Source organism: Pseudovibrio sp. Ad5 (assembly GCF_001623095.1).
Classification (GTDB): Bacteria; Pseudomonadota; Alphaproteobacteria; order Rhizobiales; family Stappiaceae; genus Pseudovibrio.
Genome location: NZ_LMCH01000066.1, coordinates 505,390 through 525,457 on the forward strand (window position 1 = coordinate 505,390; position 20,068 = coordinate 525,457).

At 50.8% G+C, this 20,068-nt stretch carries 16 protein-coding genes and 1 pseudogene; 7 read left to right on the top strand and 10 right to left on the bottom strand.

Going from position 1 to position 20,068, the window contains the following annotated elements; all coding sequences use genetic code 11:
• Positions 1 to 173 precede the first annotated feature (173 nt).
• The 5 genes from PsAD5_RS27395 to rph form a co-directional block, all read right to left on the bottom strand.
• The gene (locus tag PsAD5_RS27395) at positions 174 to 587 is read right to left on the bottom strand and encodes a DUF2852 domain-containing protein (RefSeq protein ID WP_063294363.1); all 414 of its coding nucleotides are present in this window, start codon (positions 585 to 587) and stop codon (positions 174 to 176) included.
• Between the two features lie 108 nt (positions 588 to 695).
• Positions 696 to 2,216: a polyhydroxyalkanoate depolymerase gene (gene phaZ, locus PsAD5_RS27400; protein ID WP_063294411.1), complete on the bottom strand. Its 1,521-nt coding sequence runs from the start codon at positions 2,214 to 2,216 to the stop codon at positions 696 to 698.
• A 372-nt stretch (positions 2,217 to 2,588) separates the two neighbouring features.
• Complete coding sequence (hemW, locus tag PsAD5_RS27405) at positions 2,589 to 3,752, bottom strand: radical SAM family heme chaperone HemW (RefSeq protein ID WP_063294364.1); 1,164 nt, start codon at positions 3,750 to 3,752, stop codon at positions 2,589 to 2,591.
• 78 nt (positions 3,753 to 3,830) lie between these two features.
• A complete protein-coding gene (gene rdgB, locus PsAD5_RS27410) occupies positions 3,831 to 4,472 on the bottom strand; it encodes an RdgB/HAM1 family non-canonical purine NTP pyrophosphatase (RefSeq protein ID WP_063294365.1) in 642 nt (213 codons plus the stop codon).
• Positions 4,472 to 5,191, bottom strand: a complete 720-nt coding sequence (gene rph, locus PsAD5_RS27415) for a ribonuclease PH (RefSeq protein WP_082596820.1) — start codon at positions 5,189 to 5,191, stop codon at positions 4,472 to 4,474. Before rph ends, rdgB begins: the two co-directional genes overlap by 1 nt.
• A 191-nt stretch (positions 5,192 to 5,382) precedes the next feature.
• On the opposite strand from rph, the gene hrcA reads away from it, so the two are divergent.
• Both hrcA and PsAD5_RS27425 read left to right on the top strand, forming a co-directional pair.
• On the top strand, positions 5,383 to 6,468 hold the full coding sequence (gene hrcA / locus PsAD5_RS27420) for a heat-inducible transcriptional repressor HrcA (protein ID WP_063294366.1): 1,086 nt from the start codon (positions 5,383 to 5,385) through the stop codon (positions 6,466 to 6,468).
• Between the two features lie 16 nt (positions 6,469 to 6,484).
• Positions 6,485 to 7,303 carry a HesA/MoeB/ThiF family protein gene (locus PsAD5_RS27425; protein WP_063294367.1) on the top strand — a complete coding sequence of 273 codons (819 nt, stop codon included), beginning with the start codon at positions 6,485 to 6,487 and terminating at the stop codon, positions 7,301 to 7,303.
• Positions 7,304 to 7,455: 152 nt separating this feature from the next.
• Here PsAD5_RS27425 and PsAD5_RS27430 read toward each other — a convergent pair whose 3' ends face one another.
• From PsAD5_RS27430 to PsAD5_RS27440, 3 genes are all read right to left on the bottom strand, one after another.
• Entirely contained in the window at positions 7,456 to 9,531 is a 2,076-nt protein-coding gene (locus PsAD5_RS27430; protein WP_063294368.1) for a TonB-dependent receptor domain-containing protein, read from the bottom strand.
• 235 nt (positions 9,532 to 9,766) lie between these two features.
• Entirely contained in the window at positions 9,767 to 10,471 is a 705-nt protein-coding gene (aqpZ, locus tag PsAD5_RS27435) for an aquaporin Z (protein WP_063294369.1), read from the bottom strand.
• 161 nt (positions 10,472 to 10,632) lie between these two features.
• Positions 10,633 to 10,890 carry a hypothetical protein gene (locus PsAD5_RS27440; RefSeq protein ID WP_063294370.1) on the bottom strand — a complete coding sequence of 86 codons (258 nt, stop codon included), beginning with the start codon at positions 10,888 to 10,890 and terminating at the stop codon, positions 10,633 to 10,635.
• A gap of 297 nt (positions 10,891 to 11,187) precedes the next feature.
• Here PsAD5_RS27440 and PsAD5_RS27445 point away from each other — a divergent pair, with 297 nt between their 5' ends.
• The 4 genes and pseudogenes from PsAD5_RS27445 (at position 11,188) to PsAD5_RS27455 (ending at position 17,186) form a co-directional block, all read left to right on the top strand.
• Positions 11,188 to 12,996 carry a M2 family metallopeptidase gene (locus tag PsAD5_RS27445; protein ID WP_063294412.1) on the top strand — a complete coding sequence of 603 codons (1,809 nt, stop codon included), beginning with the start codon at positions 11,188 to 11,190 and terminating at the stop codon, positions 12,994 to 12,996.
• Between the two features lie 242 nt (positions 12,997 to 13,238).
• Positions 13,239 to 13,682 (top strand): annotated as a pseudogene (locus tag PsAD5_RS28915) (GNAT family N-acetyltransferase); the annotation flags it as partial.
• A 369-nt stretch (positions 13,683 to 14,051) separates the two neighbouring features.
• A complete protein-coding gene (locus tag PsAD5_RS27450; RefSeq protein WP_193778176.1) occupies positions 14,052 to 14,588 on the top strand; it encodes a DUF3883 domain-containing protein in 537 nt (178 codons plus the stop codon).
• Positions 14,589 to 14,831: 243 nt separating this feature from the next.
• Positions 14,832 to 17,186, top strand: a complete 2,355-nt coding sequence (locus PsAD5_RS27455) for an amidohydrolase family protein (RefSeq protein WP_193778177.1) — start codon at positions 14,832 to 14,834, stop codon at positions 17,184 to 17,186.
• A gap of 320 nt (positions 17,187 to 17,506) precedes the next feature.
• Here PsAD5_RS27455 and PsAD5_RS27460 read toward each other — a convergent pair whose 3' ends face one another.
• Together PsAD5_RS27460 and PsAD5_RS27465 are read right to left on the bottom strand one after the other, a co-directional pair.
• A complete protein-coding gene (locus tag PsAD5_RS27460) occupies positions 17,507 to 17,779 on the bottom strand; it encodes a hypothetical protein (RefSeq protein WP_063294373.1) in 273 nt (90 codons plus the stop codon).
• Positions 17,780 to 18,059: 280 nt separating this feature from the next.
• Positions 18,060 to 19,424: a hypothetical protein gene (locus PsAD5_RS27465; protein ID WP_063294374.1), complete on the bottom strand. Its 1,365-nt coding sequence runs from the start codon at positions 19,422 to 19,424 to the stop codon at positions 18,060 to 18,062.
• 234 nt (positions 19,425 to 19,658) lie between these two features.
• Here PsAD5_RS27465 and PsAD5_RS27470 point away from each other — a divergent pair, with 234 nt between their 5' ends.
• Positions 19,659 to 19,871, top strand: a complete 213-nt coding sequence (locus tag PsAD5_RS27470) for a hypothetical protein (protein ID WP_153041426.1) — start codon at positions 19,659 to 19,661, stop codon at positions 19,869 to 19,871.
• Positions 19,872 to 20,068 lie beyond the last annotated feature (197 nt).

The following is a 20,068-nucleotide window of genomic DNA, read 5'->3' on the forward strand; positions in this document are numbered from 1 at the left end:
ACCTCAAAAATTGCACTGGTCGCTCTCGTTATTGCAGAGAAAGGGGCGATTTGAAAGTCGACCAGTGCGAATTACTTTAGCGCGTGTGTTGCTTTGCGAGTAAGCCTCAACGCACAAAAGGGTGCCCTGCGAAAGCAGAGCACCAGATGCTTGTTATGAACCTTTGAGAACCACTAGATTGCTTCACCAGCAGATGGCTCGCCTGGACGGTTGTGGCGGTTTCTCATGAAGCGGTCGAATTCTTCCTGATCTTTAGCCCGACGCAGGTCGTTCATGTAATCATCGAATTCCTGACGCATGCTATCAAGCTTTCTGCGCTCTTCTTCCAAGCGGGTCAGCTCTTTTTCACGGTAGTCGTCAAATGCAGCATTACCGCTGCGGGTCGCATTTTGCATATTGTCCATCGTATTTTTCAAGTTGCTACGATTCCACTGGCATTTAGCTTCACGCTTCCAGCCATTAAAGTTGTCGCCCCATAAGATGTAGGCAAGCATAGCAAGGCCAAGAGGCCAGAAAACTACGAATCCAAGAACCATAAGTGCAATACTTAGAGGATTCCAGGAGGGTTTTATTGCATTTACATTCATTAAAATCACCCCTTTCTCAAATCAACAAGCTTGAGATGGGATGATTTTATTTTACTTTCAAGAGATAGAATGAAATTTTATTAGACGATGGGTTATCTTCACTTACGTTCAGTTGGAATGCACTGCTTCATTGAGACGGCGTGCCTGCTCAACCCAATTATCCCGGACCATGCGTCCGCGAATATCCAAACGATCGTCCAGCGCCGCGGCCTGATGTTCTGTCAGATTTGCAATTTGCCAGTAGTGGAAGATACCTGCGCCGTTCAAAGCCCGCTCTAGTTTAGGTCCAACACCGCTGATCAACTGCAGGTCATCTGCAGCGCCTTTTGGCTCAGCAAGCAAGATTTCGCGTAGTGGGTCACCCGCAATTTTCTCGGAGGTGTTTTCACGCAGGGTCTTTTTCGCTGCACGTTTGGAAACTTGCTCCGCGCGCACGTTTCTTGGATTATCCTGAATGAACTTGACGATACGTGGCGCGATTTCAGAACGATACTTTGAACCGTTAAACACACCGTAGTGGCCTACACCCGGCTGGATGTAGTGCAACCGGCGGCTGGATGGGATGTTTTCAGCCAGTTTTTGAGCCGCTTGGGTTTGGCCAACACCAGAAATGTCGTCGTTTTCGCCTTCAACAGTAAACAGCGCCGTGCCGGTGATCTTTTTCGGATCAACCATCTTGCCACGATGCATCATTTCGCCTTTTGGCAACGAATGCTCGATGAACACGGTCTCCACGGTTTGGAGATAGAATTCGGAGGTCAGATCCATAACAGCGAGATATTCATCATAGAAGTCACGATGCTTCTCAGCGCTGTCACCATCACCCTCAATCAGATGCTGGAAGAAATCGCGATGGGCAACCATGTGCCGGTCCAGATTCATGCTCATGAAGCCAGAGAGCTGGAGGAAGCCCGGATAAACCTGTCGTGTGAAGCCTTTGTGGGGGAAGGGAACTTCCATGACAACATTGCGCTTGAACCAATCGATACCTTTTTCGACGGCCAGATCATTCACGGCGGTTGGCGCCTCGCGGGTGTCAATTGGGCCACCCATCAGCGTCATAGTCGCCGGAGCGCATTTGTCTCCGTTCTCTTCCATCAAGGCAACGGCGGCATAAACTGGAACGGATGGCTGGCAAACCGCCAGAACGTGCGTATTTGGCCCCAGATAATGCAGCATCTGCATGATGTATTCGATGTAATCGTCCAGGTCGAAACGGCCATCAGCTACAGGCACCTGTCGCGCGTCTTCCCAGTCCGTGATGTAAACATCCAGATTTGGCAGTAAGGCTTCAACAGTGCCGCGCAGAAGAGTTGCATAGTGGCCAGACATGGGTGAGACGATCAGAATTTTAGGATCGTCTTTTCTGCTTTGAGGTAAATCACGCTTGAAGTGCAACAGGCCGCAAAATGGTTTCGCCCAGATGATTTCTTCCGTGATGTCTACTTCTTTGCCATCCACGACAGTGGTGTCGAGCTCAAACTCCGGTTTACCATAACGACGGGTTACGCGCTCAAGCATCTCACAGGATGCAGCAACCGTGCGACCAACCTGCGTGTGTGACATGGGATTGAGCGGGTTTTGAAAGCACAATCTTGTCATGTCTGCTGCAGCCCGGACAGGGGACATCGCTGCATGGTTCATTTCATACAAGTGGTAGAACAGCACAGAATGTTTCCTCCCAAGACGTTCGCTTCAGCCAACTCTTGTTCATGTAATTCTTGATTTCCGCAACACGAATACACTTTAGCCCGAAGTGCTGCACCGCAAAAGTATAGACAGCTCTATACCTTTTCAGCAACATAGACTCATGGAGAAATTCAAACCAACCTTAACTTGCATTGAAGATCAATAGGTTCTTCACCATCGCTGAGGTACATGTCAGTGTAATCAATTATGTTGCATTGCACAATATGTAAATTAATACCCCAATCGAATCGAGTAATTCGACTGCAATTATTTCACTAAGTTGAAATCGCTAATGAATTTTATTTGGGAATGCTAATCGGAAGCCAGCTCAGCAATTACGGCATCCAGTAGGGGAAAGCCTGCTTGCGTTGCACGCAGGCGAGTGTTGCTCACCCATTCTACCATGCCGTTTTCCTGCAGATTTAACAATCTCTGCGGATTGAACTGACGGCCAGAGAGCTGTTCATAACGTGGTACGTCAATGCCTTCATGCAATCGCATACCCATCAACAACAACTCGTCACCCTGCTCGCCATGACCAAGTATGTCTTCAGAGATAGAGCCGTGGCCCTGACTTTCAACCAAACCTAGCCATGTTTCCGGATGTTTTTCAGTCGAGGTTGCCAGCTTGGTGCCATCTTCCAGCGTCAATCGGCCGTGTGCACCAGGTCCAACACCGACGTAATCACCATAACGCCAGTAAATGAGGTTGTGCTGGCACTGAGCGTCAGGCGCCGCATGGTTTGAGACCTCATAGGCCGGCAAACCGCGTGCTGCGGTGACCTCCTGTGTCAGGTCAAACATGTCTGCGGCTAGATCAGGGTCCAGCATCTCCAGCTTTCCAGCTGCATACAAGCGCTGGAACATGGTGCCGCTTTCAATGGTGAGCTGATACATGGAGAGGTGATCAGCGGCCAGATCGATAGCACGGTTGAGCTCTTGCTCCCATACCTTCAAGGTCTGATTGGGGCGGGCGTAGATAAGATCAAACGAGATGCGCGGGAAAGTTTTGCGCGCAATTTCAACAGCTCGAATCGCCTCCGAAACAGAGTGCTGGCGACCAAGGATCTTCAGCTCTTTGTCATCCAACGCCTGAATACCAACGGAGAGGCGGTTTACGCCTGCAGATCTGTAGCCTGCAAAGCGGGTTGCTTCCACGCTGGTTGGGTTGGCTTCCATGGATATTTCAGCGGTGGACGGCAGATGCCAGAGGCGCGCAACTTCATTGAGGATTGTCTCAACGGTTTTCGGCTCCATCAAAGATGGCGTGCCGCCGCCGAAGAAGACGGAGTCAACTGTGCGACCCGGCACCATCTGCGCATAACGTGCCAGCTCTGTTGCCAGAGCTTTGGCGTAATGCTCCTGCGAAACCGGCTGGTGGCGCACGTGGGAGTTAAAGTCGCAATATGGGCATTTTGCCAAACAAAAAGGCCAATGCACGTAAATCCCAAAGCCGCCAACCGGTGACACAGTCATTCTTTTTCCTTTGCGTTTGCCAGCTCATTTGCACGAGTTCTTATCCGAAAACTGGAAGCCACTTTTCGGGAACGCGTATTACGCCGGCAAGCACTCTTTTTGAAACTTAACAAAGGCACGGGCGCGATGAGACAGCGCTTCGTCTTCTTTTGTTTTGTGTTTTTCTTGCTTGTCCATCTCACCGAAGGTTCTATCAAAACCCTCCGGAACGAACATTGGATCGTAGCCGAAGCCTTCCAGACCGCGCGGAGGCCATGCCAGGTCGCCATGGATTTCACCACGGTAGAACTGAGTGTGCCCATCCGGCCATGCCATGCACAGCACAGCAACGAAGTAAGCGGTCCGGTCTGTAGCGTTCGTTTCGGTCAACTTGTCCTGCACGGCCTGCATGGCCACGCCGAAGTCTTTACCTGGCCCAGCCCAACGTGCGGAGTAGATGCCCGGATCACCGTTGAGGCCGTTTACACAAAAACCGCTGTCATCTGCAAGGGCAGGCAGGCCAGTGGCTGTTGCCGCAGCAAGTGCTTTGATTGCAGCGTTTGCTTCAAACGTGTCGCCATCTTCCACTGGCTCTGGCAGATCCAGATCACCAGCAGAGAGAACTTCAAAGCCATGCGTTGCCAGCATGTCCTGAATTTCGCGCAGCTTGCCCTTGTTGTGACTGGCAAGCACGAGCTTGCCAGGTTCCAGGCGGCGGTTTTCTGTTGTGTCTGCCTGCATCAGAGCACCGTCAGCTTTTGCAGCTCAACCAGTTTGGAAATGGACTGTTTTGCAAGACCCATGAGCTGGCCGAGTTCTTCTTCGGAGAATGGCTCACCTTCAGCAGTACCCTGAATTTCAACGATGCCGCCTTTGCCAGTCATGACGAAGTTTGCGTCAGTGTCAGCAGAGGAATCTTCGATATAGTCCAGATCAGCAACCGGAGTACCTTCGTAGATACCGCAGGAGATCGCTGCGATGTGGTCTTTGAGAACCTTATCGGTTTTGACCATGTCGCGCGCTTCCATCCATTTCAGACAGTCGTGCAGAGCAACCCATGCGCCGGTGATGGACGCTGTACGGGTGCCGCCGTCTGCCTGAATGACATCACAGTCAACGGAGATCTGACGCTCGCCCAGTGCACCCAGATCAACAACAGCACGCAGAGAACGACCGATAAGGCGCTGGATTTCCTGAGTACGGCCAGACTGCTTGCCTGCAGAGGATTCACGGCGCATACGATCATGAGTTGCGCGTGGCAGCATGCCGTATTCTGCAGTTACCCAGCCACGGTTCTGACCACGGAGCCACGGCGGAACACGCTCTTCCAAACTTGCGGTACACAGAACATGGGTATCGCCGAATTTGATCAGGCAGGAACCTTCGGCATGTTTGGCAACACCGCGCTCCAGGCTGACTGGACGCATTTCTTCTGGTGTACGTTTGGATGGACGGTTCAAGGCAAGCTCCCTCGGGTTGCTTAATAGCTACAAATTCACAAATGGTATTGCGGATCTTTTAGCTGCGGATTGCCGTTAGCGCAAAGGCTGGTTTTGGTTTGAGAGGCTATTTTCTGCTAAAAATGAGTTTTGGCTGTTCAATTGTCCTGTGTTAGGGATTGAATACAGGCTTTAGCCCAAACCTGCTGTTGATGTGGAGTACCGATACCGTGACGAGCGTTCCTCCTTCTGTCCCTCTTGAGGATCTTGATGAACGTTCCCGTGAGGTCTTCCGGCGGATTGTTGAGAACTACCTTGATACCGGCGAACCGTTGGGGTCTCGCAACCTTGCACGCGGGCTTTCGCAGCCTCTGTCTCCGGCCTCTATTCGCAACGTAATGGCAGATCTGGAGCACCATGGGCTGCTCTACTCTCCGCACACCAGTGCTGGACGCTTGCCGACGCAGTCCGGTCTTCGTCTGTTCGTGGATGGTTTTTTGGAAGTTGGCGACCTGACCAAGGAAGAGCGCGAGCAGATTGCCGTGCAGGTGAAGGCTAAAGGTGGTGAGAAAACACCGGAGCAAGTCCTGACCGAAGCCAGTCAGATGCTATCTGGCCTGAGCCGCGGGGCGGGGGTTGTTCTTTCCAACAAGACAGACACCACTCTTCGCCATATCGAGTTTGTGCAGATTGAGCCGCTAAAAGCGCTTGTCGTGCTGGTGAGTGAAGATGGCTCCGTTGAAAACCGTGTTGTCGATCTACCTGCTGGCTTGCCTCCATCTGCGCTGACCGAAGCCTCGAATTACCTCAACTCCATCATCCGGAACCGCACGCTAGCCGATGCGCAATCTGCGCTAGTTCGGCAGCGAAACGAATTTCAGGCCGAGCTGGACACGCTGACATCCAAAGTAGTCGATGCAGGTGTTGCTGTTTGGGGTGGAGACAAGAATGATCCCGGAACACTGATCGTGCGTGGACGCTCCAACCTGCTGGAAAACGTGGGTGCGAAGGAAGATCTGGAGCGTATTCGCCTGCTATTTGATGATTTGGAAAACAAGAGTGAACTGATCCGCCTGCTTGATCTTGCAAAGGGCGGCGAAGGCGTACGTATTTTTATCGGGTCAGAAAACAAGCTGTTCTCGCTTTCCGGTTCTTCCTTGATCGTGTCTCCATACCGCGATAGTGAACAGCGCGTTGTGGGCGTTCTTGGTGTTATCGGGCCGACTCGTCTCAATTATGCGCGTGTCATTCCCATGGTGGATTACACAGCCCGACTGGTGAGCCGTATGCTCGGTTAAACTACTGGAGTCCCAATTGCTTTCCCTTACAGCTTCTGAACTGGAACGTTATGCCCGCCACATCGTCCTGCGAGATGTCGGTGGTCCTGGGCAACAGAAACTTAAAGCTGCGCGCGTTCTGGTAATCGGCGCTGGAGGACTGGGCGCACCGGTTCTGCAATACCTGGCGGCGGCTGGCGTTGGCACCATTGGTATTGTTGATGATGACGTTGTTTCGCTGTCTAACCTTCAGCGTCAGATCATCCATGACACGGAGAAGCTTGGCGAGCCTAAGGTTGCCAGTGCAGCGGAGGCGATTGCTCGGCTGAACCCGAATGTGCGCGTTGTTCCGCATCCGACACGCATTAGTGGGCAAAATGCCATGGCGTTGATCAACGATTACCATATCGTGGTTGATGGCTCTGATAACTTTGCCACCCGTTACCTCGTTTCGGATGCGTGCTTTTATGCTGGCCGTCCTTTGGTTACGGCTGCTGTGGGCCAGTTTGACGGCTCTGTTACGCTACTGAAACCATTTGAGCGCGATGATGAGGGCAATTACATCAACCCAACTTATCGCTGCCTGTTCCCCAAACGCCCTGAGGCTGGCTCCATCCCGACCTGCACAGAGGCAGGCGTTCTGGGTGCTTTGACAGGCCTGGTTGGTACACTGCAGGCACTTGAGGTGATCAAAGAAATCGTTGGGTTTGGTGAAGGTCTGGTTGGGCGCTTGTTGCTGGCAGACACACTGAGCATGCACTTTGAAACCATCAAGTACAAACGCTCTGCAAAGAACCCGCTCAACGGCGACACCCCAAAAACATGGAGTGAAATGCTGGAAATTGAGCACGGCTGATCCAACTTAATTGAGTTACAAAAGAAAACGGCGGAGAATTTCTTCCCCGCCGATCCCGGCCTTTCCGCCACAGAAGGCCTAGCCCCATTCAGGCAAACCTGTCTCACCAGCATTGCCAGACACACTGCATTTGCAGCACACCGAAGAGAGGCTTAAAACGTTTTCGCCAAGCTAAGCTTGAAGGACCGACCTTTGCCTTCGGTTTCACTCAGATGCGCTGTGTGTTTCTGATCGAAGATATTGGTCACGCTTGCGCGCACTTCTGAGCCTGCAAGGAACCCATCTTCAGGCTTCCAGGCTAAACGCGCACTGTGCAGCGCATAACCTGGCGAAGCATCGTCAGCATCGTTCACGCGATCCTGTTCTGCGTATAAATCAGAGCGCCAGGAAACATCCAGATTATAGTCAGTAATCTTATATCCTACTGAAAGGAAAAGATTATCTGCCGCTACGCTATCCAGATATTCATCATCAGAAAGGTTGTCACCCCGTGTAACTGAAGCACCCAGATTGCCGTACCAGCTGTCAGAGGAATAACCTGCTTCTAATTCGATGCCTTTGATCCGCGCCTCATCAATAGCAGTTGTGATTGTCTTGCCCGTTGCATGATCGCGAGAGGAATAGAGGTAGTTGTCGATGTTGTTGTAAAAGGCCGTTACTTTGAAGCGAAGGCTATCATTTTCCAACAATACGTCATTGAATTTAAAGCCTAAGCCAGCTTCAAAATTGTTAGATTTTTCTTTTCCGAGATCGGTAAAGCCATCACCCGAGAAAACTTCATCCAAAACTGGCATGCGTTCTGTGTGTGCAACAGAACCAAAGACATTCAGCCAGTTTGTCAGCTCGTAAATTGCTGCAAGTTTTGGAGAATAGGCCGTCTCATCCAGATCTTTACGCAGAGCCACGCCAGTCCCCGGCTTCAGGCGAGAATGGTCAACACGCATTCCAGGAATGAGTGTAAGGCGGTCATGAATTACAAACTCAGCCTGCCCGAACACACCAAGAGTGTGTGTTTCACCTTCTGGATGAGATGAGGAGCCCGGCGTTGAGCTTCCATCCGGATTCAGACGCGGGTTGAGGCGCTCCTGATATTTCCCTTCCACCCCGTAGGTGAAGTAGGTCTGTACACCTTCGGAAAGCCGAAATTCCGATGTGTTTTCCAGTTTTGCCTGCCAGTTGTTGTAGACGTACTCAGCTTCAGTTCCCAAAGGAGCACCAGGACCTGCGCGGAACGTAATATCATCCAAATCACGCTTGGTCTGGCTCCAGGATACCTGTGCTTTTACATCCAACAAATCATTGCCAGAAAAAGCGTTTTCATAAGCAAGCAATGCCTGTTGTTCGCTTGTGGTTTGGTCCGCATAACCAAATCCGGGACTAAAGGTTGTCTGGTCATATAGGCCATACCCAGACTTATTGACGTTGAAATAGCTTGCAGTAAGAGATTGATCGTTATCGACACCGAAGCTGTATTTCAACTTGGCGAGGCCCGAGAGATCTGTCATGCGGGAGTTGCCGAGGTCTGCGCCATCAGCACCCTCATAGTCTCCATCACGGCCATAGTTCAGGTTGACCAATAGCTCCAGATTTTCCAGAGGTCGAGCAGCGACTGTAACTGCGCTTCGCGCACCATTGCCGTTCGAGTCCCACATGGCTTTGGTGCGGACGGCCAGTTTGTCATCTCCCTCCAACAAATCGCTAGCATCTTTCGTACGCGCACTGACCACACCACCAAGCGCGCCTGCGCTGAACAATGTGGAGGCAGCCGGTCCACGCAGAACTTCGACTTCCTTAAGCAATTCAGAATCGAAGAAGAAAGAGCCTGCACGGTACATCTCGAAGTAGGAGGTGACGCCATCCACTTGAATGATATTACGGTTTTCACCGGAGCCGAGAGCAGAGCCGATGCCGCGAATATTGATGGACTGCCCCAGCGCATTGTCGGCATTTATGGTGGTGATCCCCGGAACCGCATCGAGGATCTCACCCAATGTGCTTGCTTGGGCTGCTTCAATTTGCTCCTGAGAGACTGAAGTCACAGCCTGAGGTGTATCAATCGCCACCTTCTCTTTACCTGCTGAAACAATGATTTCATCCAGCATAGTCGCAGGGCTGTCGGCTGCAACAGGCTGTGTAGCTTCCTGCGCTGAAACAGCCGCAGAAATCAGGGCGAGCGAAAGAGTTGTGCTGGCCAGGAGGGCCGCACGGGAATAGCGCGAAATGGACATGGTCGCCTCAGTCTGAATTTTTATGGGAGTGGCTGGCTGAGACGCTGCTTTGGCTAGCTTGTGTTTGCGTTCTGCAAACGTTGTTTCTATCCGTGTTTTATAAACATGAATATAATAGTCAAGTTTTAAATTGAGGGTTTTTCCCTAGCTGGGGATTGAGTGCATTCATCAGAAAAGCCTCCTTCGCAGGTTCCTGACTGCGAAGGAGGCCAAAAAACGATTGCATCTCCGTTGGTTAATCTGTTTCTTCACCACCACAAGTGCCGATGATCCAGCAGACTGCCGCCCCGATAAGCGCTCCAACTATTGGTGCCAGCCAGAACAACCAAAGCTGGTCCAGTGCCCAACCACCGTTGACAATCGCTGTTGCCGTGGACCGAGCCGGGTTTAAAGATGCACCCGAGATGGGGATCGCGATAATGTGCATGCATGTCAGCATCAGGCCGATGGCAAGCGGAGCGAGGGCTGCGGGTGCTTTTTTGGAGGTTGCACCAATAATAACAATCAAGAACAGCGCTGTGACTGTGATTTCGGTAATGCCGACCGCAATTTCAGAAAAGCCACCGTTGGAATGCTCTCCATAACCGTTGGAAGCAAAGCCCGGAGGGTCGCCCGGGCCATGGGCGAGAATGATCCAGAATACAAAGGCTGCTGCTGTGCCGCCAATAACCTGTGCGATGATGTAGGGGACCACATCTGAGGTTGGGAACCGTTTTGCAGCCCAAAGGCCGATGGTCACCGATGGATTGAAATGAGCACCTGACACATTGCCAAACGCGTAAGCCATACAGACAACTGAAAGACCAACCGCAAAGGCAACGCCCAGCAAGCCAGATCCGCCATACCACTCAACCGGTGCATAGGACACCAATGCCCCGCCGCACACAGCGGAGACCAGAGCAAAGGTTCCTACAAATTCTGCGCCTAGCTTCCTCAACATGACACTTCTCCTCATATTGATTTGAGGGAGGTATCACAGTGAGATTTCTAACTTACGTTTAGGGTAACCAGAAATCTAACGATTGCCTTAAGCATGCATTGCTAGATCTTTAGGAGGGCACTAGCATGAATGGAGGCGGAACTTCTTTTTTCTTCATATGGTTAGAAATGTGCCTCAGCCTTCTTCAGGTCGGCACATGCATGCCAATTGGTGATTTTGCATGTGCTGAATATGCCGAGAATGCCAAAGACCGCGAAACTGGAGAAGAGCCAAAAGGCTGAGTTGGCAATGCGGCCCGCGAGAGCGGTACCAAACGTTACGGCGAATGTTTGAACCGTTGCCAGAGCAGAAGCAGAGTTTTCTTTGTCCTCATCCGGTGTCAAATGAAGAGCGAACAACTTCTGGAGATAGAACGACATGAAGTTTACCTCGACTCGCAAGGAGGGCTGTCACTTACTCAAAATGTCGTTTTAACCGCAATCATTATACCGTTTCAGGCTTTGCAGCTATGTGCGTGAAACGGGCTCAGTGTTGAAGATTCTTCTAAATTGCTAATGCAATAATTTTGCTAGATCACTCCCAAAATAGGAGAAATATCGCGATGAAACGGGCTAGACTTACGGGATAAAACCCTTACCGTAACGGCATAACAGAGAGATTATGCATTAGAAATGCATCTGAAATCTCTAAAATATGCCATGGTTGGGGAGGCTGCCTTGAAGCGGTTGTTATCTGTATTGCCCGCACTTTCACTCGCTCTCATTCCGCTGAGTTCAGCACAGGCTGACGCCGAGAAGAAAGTCAGCGTTGAGGATGCAAGAACGTTTATTGAAACCTCCGAAAAAGCCATTCAGGAGATCGGCGAAGAAGCGGGCCGCGTTGCTTGGGTGAATGCTAATTTCATCACCTATGACACCAACTGGCTGAATGCGTTAATGTCGGAGCGCACCACGAAGCTCTACGTTTCTCTTGCCAATCAGACCAAGCAGTATGACGGCCTTGACCTTCCGCCAGACCTTGCTCGGAAAATGAAGCTTTTGAAGCTGAACCTGACATTGCCTGCCCCTGAGAATGACCCTGCCAAGATCAAGAAGCTTGCGCAGATCAATACCGAGATGGAAACCATTTACGGCACGGGCAAGTATGAGATTGATGGCGAGGCGCTGTCTCTTTCCAAGCTCAGCCGCATCATGGCGACAAGTCGTGATTACGATAAGCTGCTGGAAGTCTGGAAAGGCTGGCGCACTGTCTCTCCGCCTATGAAGGACATGTACACGGAGATGGTCGGCATCGCCAACCAGGGTTCCAGTGAGCTGGGCTTTAAAGACACTGGCTCCATGTGGCGTTCCAAATACGACATGGATCCGGATGAATTCCGGCAGGATGTTGATCGCCTCTGGGGTGAAGTGAAGCCGCTTTACGACAGCTTGCATTGTTATGTACGCGATAAGTTGGCAGATCATTACGGGGCCGATAAAGTACCTGCGGACGGGCCAATTCCTGCGCATTTGCTGGGTAATATGTGGGCTCAATCCTGGGGCAACATCTATCCGCTTGTCGCTGCTGATGGAGACGAGCAAGGCTACGACCTGACCAAGTTGCTGGAAGAACAGAACTATACTCCGCTCAGAATGGTGAAAACGGCGGAAGGGTTCTTCACCTCGCTTGGCTTTGACCCGCTGCCTGAGACGTTTTATGAGCGCTCATTGATTACCGAACCGCGTGATCGTGATGTGCAGTGTCATGCATCTGCCTGGAATGTGGATGGCAAGGATGACCTGCGCATCAAAATGTGCACCGAGGTGACGGGTGAGGATTTCAATACCGTCCACCACGAGCTGGGTCACAACTTCTACCAGCGCGCCTATAATCACCAATCGCCGATGTATCAGGATGATCCGAACGACGGATTCCATGAAGCGATTGGCGACATGGTGAGCCTGTCCATTACGCCTAAGTACCTGAAGCAGATAGGCCTTCTGCCGCTTGATGCTTCAGAAGAGGTCAACACCAACATCCTGTTGGCTCAGGCGCTGGACAAGATCGCGTTTCTGCCATTTGGCTTGCTGGTGGACCAGTGGCGCTGGAAGGTGTTTAACGGTGAGCTGACTCCAGACACCTATAACGATGGCTGGTGGGACCTTCGCGAGAAGTATCAAGGTGTTGCGGCTCCGGTTGACCGTGCTGCGGATGCGTTTGATCCGGGTGCCAAGTACCACATTCCAAACAACGTGCCGTACACTCGCTATTTCCTGGCGCACATCTTCCAGTTCCAGTTTTACCGTGAGGCTTGTCGCCTTGCCGGATGGGAAGGACCGCTGGCGGCGTGCTCCATCTATGGCAACAAGGAAGTTGGCGAGAAGTTCAACGCGATGTTGGAAACAGGCGCTGCGCTTCCATGGCAGGACAGCCTGGAGGCCTTCACCGGAAGCCGGGAAGCCGACGCGACAGCTATTTTAGAATATTTTGCTCCACTCCAAGCTTATCTGGACGAGCAAAATTCTGGCAAATCCTGCGGCTGGTAGACCAGCAAGGTAATCCTGCCGGCCTTGATGCCCTACAAGTCCGCCGGATATTATCAAACCCCGTCTTTATGGCGGGGTTTGTTTTGTCTGGGGCCTGTTGGAGCAAGTTTGGATGGGCTAGAGTTTTGAACGCAGGGAAAACGGAGGCATTGGTCATGAGCGAGGCGCAAAGCATCACTGTTCAACTGAGGGCCCTTACCGTCTCGGACATGCCTTTATTGCATGAATGACTCAACCAACCCCATCTGCGGCCCTTTTATGAGCGTGAGCCCAGCACGCTTGAGCAAGTAACAGAGCGCTATGCGTGCCGCGTTTCGAACAACCATCCAACCAACTGCCTGATCGCGGAGCTTAACGGCGCGCCCTTCGGTTATCTGCAATGGTATCTGAACCGCGACTTTCCAGAGTACGGCATTGGTACAATTGGCATAACAGCTGGTGTTAGCTTCGATTACTACATCGGCGATCCTGCTTCCCTAGGCCAACAACTAGGAACAGTCATGCTGAATGCTGCAGTTGAGCATGTGAAGCCGCTTGTCTGCGTTGAGGATCAGTTCTTTTGCGTTGGTCACCGACCCGAAAACACCTCTGCACTCCACTGCTCTCAATGCGCAGGCTTTCGCTATTGCAAAGTCTTCACAGAGGATGGATTGCCCCACGAGCTTTATATGAGGGATGAGAGATAAGGCTCATAAGCCTACTTAAGGTTGTAGAATGAACGTGCTAACTTCAATTCAAACAATGTTTGATTTGAGATTTTCATGGGCGCAGATGATTGGACAGACGAGGAGAATGATCTTCTTGTCGCTGAGTATTTTGAAATGCTGAAGTTGGGGCTTCAAGGTCAGAGTTTCAATAAGGCTGCTCGGCAGAGAGAACTTGCGCGCTCTATTCCAAGGTAGGTGAAAGCCATTGGACGTAAACAGCAGAATGTAAGTGCTATTCTGGAAGACCGCAATCAACTATGGATCACTGGCCTCAGTCCAGCCGAACATTATCAAAAATCTCTCAAAGATGCAGTTCAACGGCACTTAGATGCACGACAACAGGAGGACTTGCAGCAAGTTCCAGAAACACGGCTGGAGCTTGATGAAGGACCCGAGGAGTACATCGCTCCGCCACCGTCCCAAGCTTCGACGATTGAGCTCACCAAGCCTCGCAATGTGGTTCGTCGGGCGCAAAAGCTGGATTATGCGGAGCGGGATGCGAGCAATCGGGAACTTGGCAAGCTAGGTGAGGCATATGTTGTTCAACTTGAGCAGCAACGGTTGAAGAAAGCTGGCAAACCTGACTTAGCTGAGAAAGTCATTTGGGCTTCTGAAGAGCAAGGCGATGGGCTTGGGTATGACATCCGCTCTTATGAAATTGATGGTACTGAGCGGCTCATTGAGGTGAAGACCACGAATGGTGGGCGGGAAACACCATTTTACATCTCCGAGAATGAACTGAGCTTTTCGGAAGATGAGCCGGAGCGGTTTGTGCTTGTCCGTGTCTACAACTTCTCTGAGGAACCCGCTTGTTTCGAGCTGCGATCACCTTTGGAGCAGAACCTCTCGCTGAAGCCCGCGGTTTACAAAGCAGTTCCCGAATAAAGAGGGCATTTCTATGCCTCTCTTTATTCCGTTTGTTATAGGTTGGTCGGCTGAGCAAGTGAAGTACACCTAAAACATAAGGCTTTCTTTCAAGAAAGGCTTCTTTGTGGGGGGCTTGGGTTAGATTTTGTAAGGCAAGCTTGGAACTTGCGGCGGGTTGGCTGAAATCAGGGATCAGCGTACATCAGATTACAATCTCCAATGGCAATTATGTGTTTGTCATCAATTGGAGATTTGGTTTTCATGCTTGCATCCATCTGCTTTCCAACTGCCAGGCGTAGAGGCAGCACGGTCAAACGGCGGGCATCGTTTTTGGTCGCCTGTGCTCCGGCAGTTTTGATGATGGCGCTCTCTCAGGCGCAGGCTGAGCCGCAAACGCTTTTTTATGGCGGCGATATTCTAACAATGGCCGATGAGAAGGCGGATCGACGCAAAACAATCAAAGCGCTGATTGTTCGAAATGGCGAAATCTCTGAGATCTTCAAGTCGGACGAAGACTACCAAACCTATTTATCCGACAGCGCTGTTACCAAGATCAATTTGGGTGGGGCAACCTTAATGCCCGGCTTTATTGAGCCACATATGCATATGCCGCTTGTGGTGAACTATGCTGCGGTTGCTGACCTTTCTCCTTGTTTGCCAGAACCTTACAGCTACCGCACCTATGACAACCAGGTTGACCCGCGGTTTAGAGACAAAACCGTTTGCAAATATGATGGCAGTATTGAGACTGGTTTTGATTGGACGTGGAATGTCCTGAACAGTGCAACCAATCGCTGGGTGCCTTTTGCGCCGGATGGGACGCCCACAAAACAGGCCTGGATTGTGGGAAATGGCATTGATCCTTCACGGTTTGGTGTCACACCAGATGAGATCCAGCGCGTTGTTGCTTTCCGCTCCCGTCCCACTGAGGAAATCAGTGAGAGTGTTGAGGGTGCTGATGCGCATCCTGTGCTTATTCTGGATCAGTCCGGGCACGTTGCCTATGTCAATGGGAATGCGTTTGTTGCTGCCAATATCTGCACTGCCTGGCCTTGTGGGCCGGAGATAAACAGGAACAAGGACATGCCCGCGCCAGACCCTCTTGGCAAATGGGAGGTTTATACTGGTCAGGACGGGAACGCCTATTATTCCGGCTTACTGCAGGAGGAAGCGGCTTACAGGCCGTTTGTAGCGAAAATTCAGGAGATGGCAGGTGTGCCTGCCAGTAGCCCCTTCTTCTTCATGGATTACGCAGAAGGCCTCAAGGCCGTTGCTCCGGTGGTTGAAAAGATTGCGGCGGCTGGTGTCACGACCATTGTGAATGGTGGTGGCTTCACTGTTCCTATCATTCAGTTCAACAAAGACGTTGCGCTGCATAAAGATGAGGCTGGCAATTTCACCGCTCCGTTCCGTATTCGTACGCTTATTTCGGCTACGGCGATTGATCCCAATGAGCATAGTAAAACAGCGGTTGAGATTGCCGAGGCGGAGATGACATCTTTGTGGCCAGAGGAGGTTTTGAGCAATACGACGCTGATAAGGAACACGCAGGGTCGCTACGGTGCGACAGGCATCAAGTTCTGGGCGGATGGTTCAACGCAGGGGTGTTCGGCTTATCTCACTGAGGGTTACAACATAAATGGCATTTGCGTGGATGAGGAGAATGGCAAGAAGACTGCCGTTACCGGCTCGCATGGCGCGAACTACCAGTTCTTTATGCCGGACAATGATGAAGAGCCGGATTTGAGCAAGATTGCCGGAGGGGATGGAAGCTTTCTGGCGGCTTTGCAGCCCTTCTGGAGCAAAGGCTGGCCTATTCAAATCCACACCAATGGCGACAAGGCGATCAAGGCCGTTGCGATCACCACATTGGGGCTGAGTACCGGGCGGTGCAACGAGTATCCTGTGACGCTTATTCACGCGACTGTTGGAGGGGACCCTGCGACTTCACCCAGTTCAGTTGCGCAGTATTTGTGGGAGCTGACCAAAGTTGCAAGGCGGGTGCATTGCAAAAACGAGGGAGGCCTTCCTCTGAATTTCATCGTGTCACACCTTACCGGTCATGTCGGGTATTGGGGCGGTGGGTTTGTTAGCCTGCTGGATGGTAAGGATCTCAATAGTTTGGGTGCGGACGGAGACCCTAACGGGCGGGCGCCGACGTTGGATGCCACCACGTTGGATGTTCGCGATAACATCCCCTTCACGCTGCACAGTGATGCACCTATCGCGCCGGTGAATCCGCTTTGGTATGTTGAGCAGATGGTCACTCGCAACACCTGGGTCTATCCAGATATCAAGGGCAGTCAGGTCAAAGATATGCCTGACAGCAAGTGGGCTGGAAACCGGGATGGTCGGTCCATCTATGAGAACCTGAAGGGCATTACCGCCGTTGCTGCCGAGCAAACGCTGATTGATGACAAGGTTGGCACGCTGGAGCAGGGCAAAGTGGCTGATCTGGTCATACTCGACAGGAACCCGCTTGATGCAGATAGTGACGTGAACAGCAGTGTTGCCATCAACAAGATCAAGGTTTGCTACACGTATTTGGCAGGTAAGCAGTGGAAGCCAAAGAGCTTTTCTGATGAGGCCTGCGGAAAGATCGAGATAACCGACTGATGGGTTTGCGCAGAGTATGGCTCGCTTCAAGCTGAGGTGCTGTGGCTCCTTAGGTCCGGGGAATAGCTCGCACCTGTTCGTGCTGCTAGGGTCATATTTACCAAGGCGCTGACCTGCGGGCTTGGTTGCCCGGCCGCAGGCCAGCAGGATGCTCATTTTGTGCTGTGTGCACGGGCGATGACACGGGGTGTTGTGAGATCGCCGGAGCATCGAAAGGCACAGTGCGTGAGTGCGCATGGGCGGGTGGTTGGAACACCCGGTTTTGCGCGTGTGATGGGATTAAGCCGTTTTGCCTGTTTAAGTTTCAGGCAAAGACTAGCTTATTCAAGAAGCGATAGTTTGGATTTTTTTGGCTGCGGATGGGCGACCCGCTCCAGTATTCCGCAGGTCTTTCTTAATGCTTCCAGTCGGTCGCGTAAGGCTTGTTGCAGAGTGAACAAAGCATCGCGTTCCCGGCATTCCTGCATCCGCTCATTCAGCACTAATTGCTGCATATAAGTCAGATTTTGCAAATCCGAGACGGCTATGATGACTTCGTCAATTTCGTTTTGAAGCGTGTTTGTGGCGCTACATGCGCATGCGGTATCGTCCATTCTCAATCCCTCTGTTTGTAGGGTGTTGAAAGACCGCGACGACAGCAAGCTTGTGACGGCCCGCTGGCGAGCGGGAGGTTCACAACCTGCAAACAGACAGGCGAGTTTATTCCCCCCCGAAGGAGGTATTGTATTCACCGCCCTCCCGCTCATAGCAAAGGGTTTGCGCGCTACCTATAAAGCAGGCACAAAAAATCCGCTAGTCGATCGGGAGCGGTAACCGCTGTTTGGAGAGGTTGTGAAGCCTCGAAAAACAGGATGGCCGCAGATGCATGCGGTGTCAATGGGGAGTTGTTGCGGGTAGGGGTGGTGTGGAGGCATTGATGCAAGAAACGATAAACTTAGCTAAACAATCCCACATTGAAATTAGATGCTCTGGAGAGGCAACAAAATGGCTTGAATGAACGTATCGATGTAAGGTGTCCGCTGACATTAACGCCTCACCATTCTGGAATTTTTTAATCTCAAGGCTATCCTTTTTGGTGAGAATATCCTGCACTTGGAAGTAATCTGTCACTTTCTTGATTTTGTTAGCCAATTTATCATTCGGGTACGTTTCAATTTTTAATACAGAAATAGCGTGATCAATACTGATTTCGAGTAGAACTCGAAACACAACTGAAATGGCATTTGAATGCTTGCTCAGCAGCAGCGAAAACTGCAACTCATCCCATATACTCTTGTGTTTTTGTGTCGCAGCTTGCCATAAAATGCCATAGTCAACTTGAGGAATAAGCGTCGTTCTACTTTGCTTCTTCACAATTGCCGTTTTGACTTCCTTCGGCTTTGATTCTGTCTTCTTTTTCTCAATAGGCACCTTAAGTTTTTTCGCGATTATTGGCTCCTGAAGAGCATCATGGGCATTTGGCAGCAGCCCCTCGACAGCCAATTGATTTAAATAAGCTTTCTTTTTGGGAGCGTCCCATAGATCGCCTAGCACAACATTCCGACTTGTTAAGTCTTGAGATATTCTTTCTAATGCTTTCGTTGCCACTTCTTGATCATGCGTAAAATACAATTTTCCATCAACTATACTTATACCAGCTCGGTTTCTGTATTGCTCAGATGAGAAAAGTCTGTTCATTGTTGAACGAGGAATTTGTCTATCGTTAGGAAGAAGATTGTATTTACTTAGATAATCTTCGACTTGTTCAGCAACATCGTACTTGGCTTGCTTTCCTGTACGCACGATAAAGTTTCGCTGCATACGATCATCCCAAGTTGACTGCCCAACTCCATTTTGAGAACCTGTATGTCGTCGAAACAAAATATCATCAATCCGATCTCGCTCTTCTTCGACCTGACAAGTTACTATATCCAGCGGCGCACCACTCCACTCTTGATACAAGTTGCTAAAAAACTTCTTCAGCTTAAGAGTTGGTGCTAAATTCGGGAATGCGATCAATTTTAAACAGGTTACGCGTCGGTTTCCGTCATAAACAATAAACCTATCACCTTCTGGACAAACTAGCGGGAGCTCAAAAACTTGTCTCTGGTCGGTAATATCTTTAGCGAGGTTCTTCATATGGCTTTCCTTTTGGTCAAAAAGCCAAGTTATTGCCGTGACCTCATCTGCTAGCTCACCATGTCGGTCGTTTGCGCTATTGATGATCAAATCAGTAATTGGAATATCTACGACAGGCATATTCTATTTCCGACATACGTTGTGTGGAATACATTTCGCAGATACTAACGACAAACCCATCCCAATCAATTGTATTTTTATTTTTAGCAATTTTTAGTAGAAAGCTCAGCCACTTTCTGCATGATCTTCTCAATGTAAGATAATTTAGACCATCTATCCCATGCATTATAATTTTTCCCCTGCCCCCTCCGCAAACCGGATTTCTTATCTTACAGATCTCTTTCCAAGAGCATGATGACAGCGGTGTTTTGTGAGCCGCTGTTCTCTGATGTCATCCCGGACGAGCGGAGCGATGATCCGGGACCCAGAGCTGTACGCAAGGGCATTGGTGGAAGTACTGATGAGATGGAGTCTGGACAAGAAGAGCGGCTGAGTGTGACGTGGCGCCTCATGGATCCCGGCTCGGGGGCCGGGAAGACACCGAGGGGTGGTGCGCTGGGTCGTTGAGAGGCTTTTGTTTGCGGGTGTGTTTTCATGAACGTTTAGAGCACGTGAGGTTTGCTGGGTCCCGCATCAAGTGTACATACCGGAGACATAGGTGACAGGTGTTCGGAGAGATGGTTGACACATTAACATGGCATTCAGGGAGGGACCGGGATGCCTTGGAAAGAGTGTTCAACAATGAAACTTCGAGAAGAGTTTGT

What these genes read in the sequence shown, in the direction of transcription:
- PsAD5_RS27395 (WP_063294363.1), bottom strand. Translation starts at nt 587, where the DNA reads ATGAATGTAAATGCAATAAAACCCTCCTGGAATCCTCTAAGTATTGCA.
- phaZ (WP_063294411.1), bottom strand. Translation starts at nt 2,216, where the DNA reads ATGTCCCCTGTCCGGGCTGCAGCAGACATGACAAGATTGTGCTTTCAA.
- hemW (WP_063294364.1), bottom strand. Translation starts at nt 3,752, where the DNA reads ATGACTGTGTCACCGGTTGGCGGCTTTGGGATTTACGTGCATTGGCCT.
- rdgB (WP_063294365.1), bottom strand. Translation starts at nt 4,472, where the DNA reads ATGCAGGCAGACACAACAGAAAACCGCCGCCTGGAACCTGGCAAGCTC.
- hrcA (WP_063294366.1), top strand. Translation starts at nt 5,383, where the DNA reads ATGTGGAGTACCGATACCGTGACGAGCGTTCCTCCTTCTGTCCCTCTT.
- PsAD5_RS27430 (WP_063294368.1), bottom strand. Translation starts at nt 9,531, where the DNA reads ATGTCCATTTCGCGCTATTCCCGTGCGGCCCTCCTGGCCAGCACAACT.
- aqpZ (WP_063294369.1), bottom strand. Translation starts at nt 10,471, where the DNA reads ATGTTGAGGAAGCTAGGCGCAGAATTTGTAGGAACCTTTGCTCTGGTC.
- PsAD5_RS27440 (WP_063294370.1), bottom strand. Translation starts at nt 10,890, where the DNA reads ATGTCGTTCTATCTCCAGAAGTTGTTCGCTCTTCATTTGACACCGGAT.
- PsAD5_RS27455 (WP_193778177.1), top strand. Translation starts at nt 14,832, where the DNA reads ATGCTTGCATCCATCTGCTTTCCAACTGCCAGGCGTAGAGGCAGCACG.
- PsAD5_RS27460 (WP_063294373.1), bottom strand. Translation starts at nt 17,779, where the DNA reads ATGGACGATACCGCATGCGCATGTAGCGCCACAAACACGCTTCAAAAC.
- PsAD5_RS27465 (WP_063294374.1), bottom strand. Translation starts at nt 19,424, where the DNA reads ATGCCTGTCGTAGATATTCCAATTACTGATTTGATCATCAATAGCGCA.
- PsAD5_RS27470 (WP_153041426.1), top strand. Translation starts at nt 19,659, where the DNA reads ATGACAGCGGTGTTTTGTGAGCCGCTGTTCTCTGATGTCATCCCGGAC.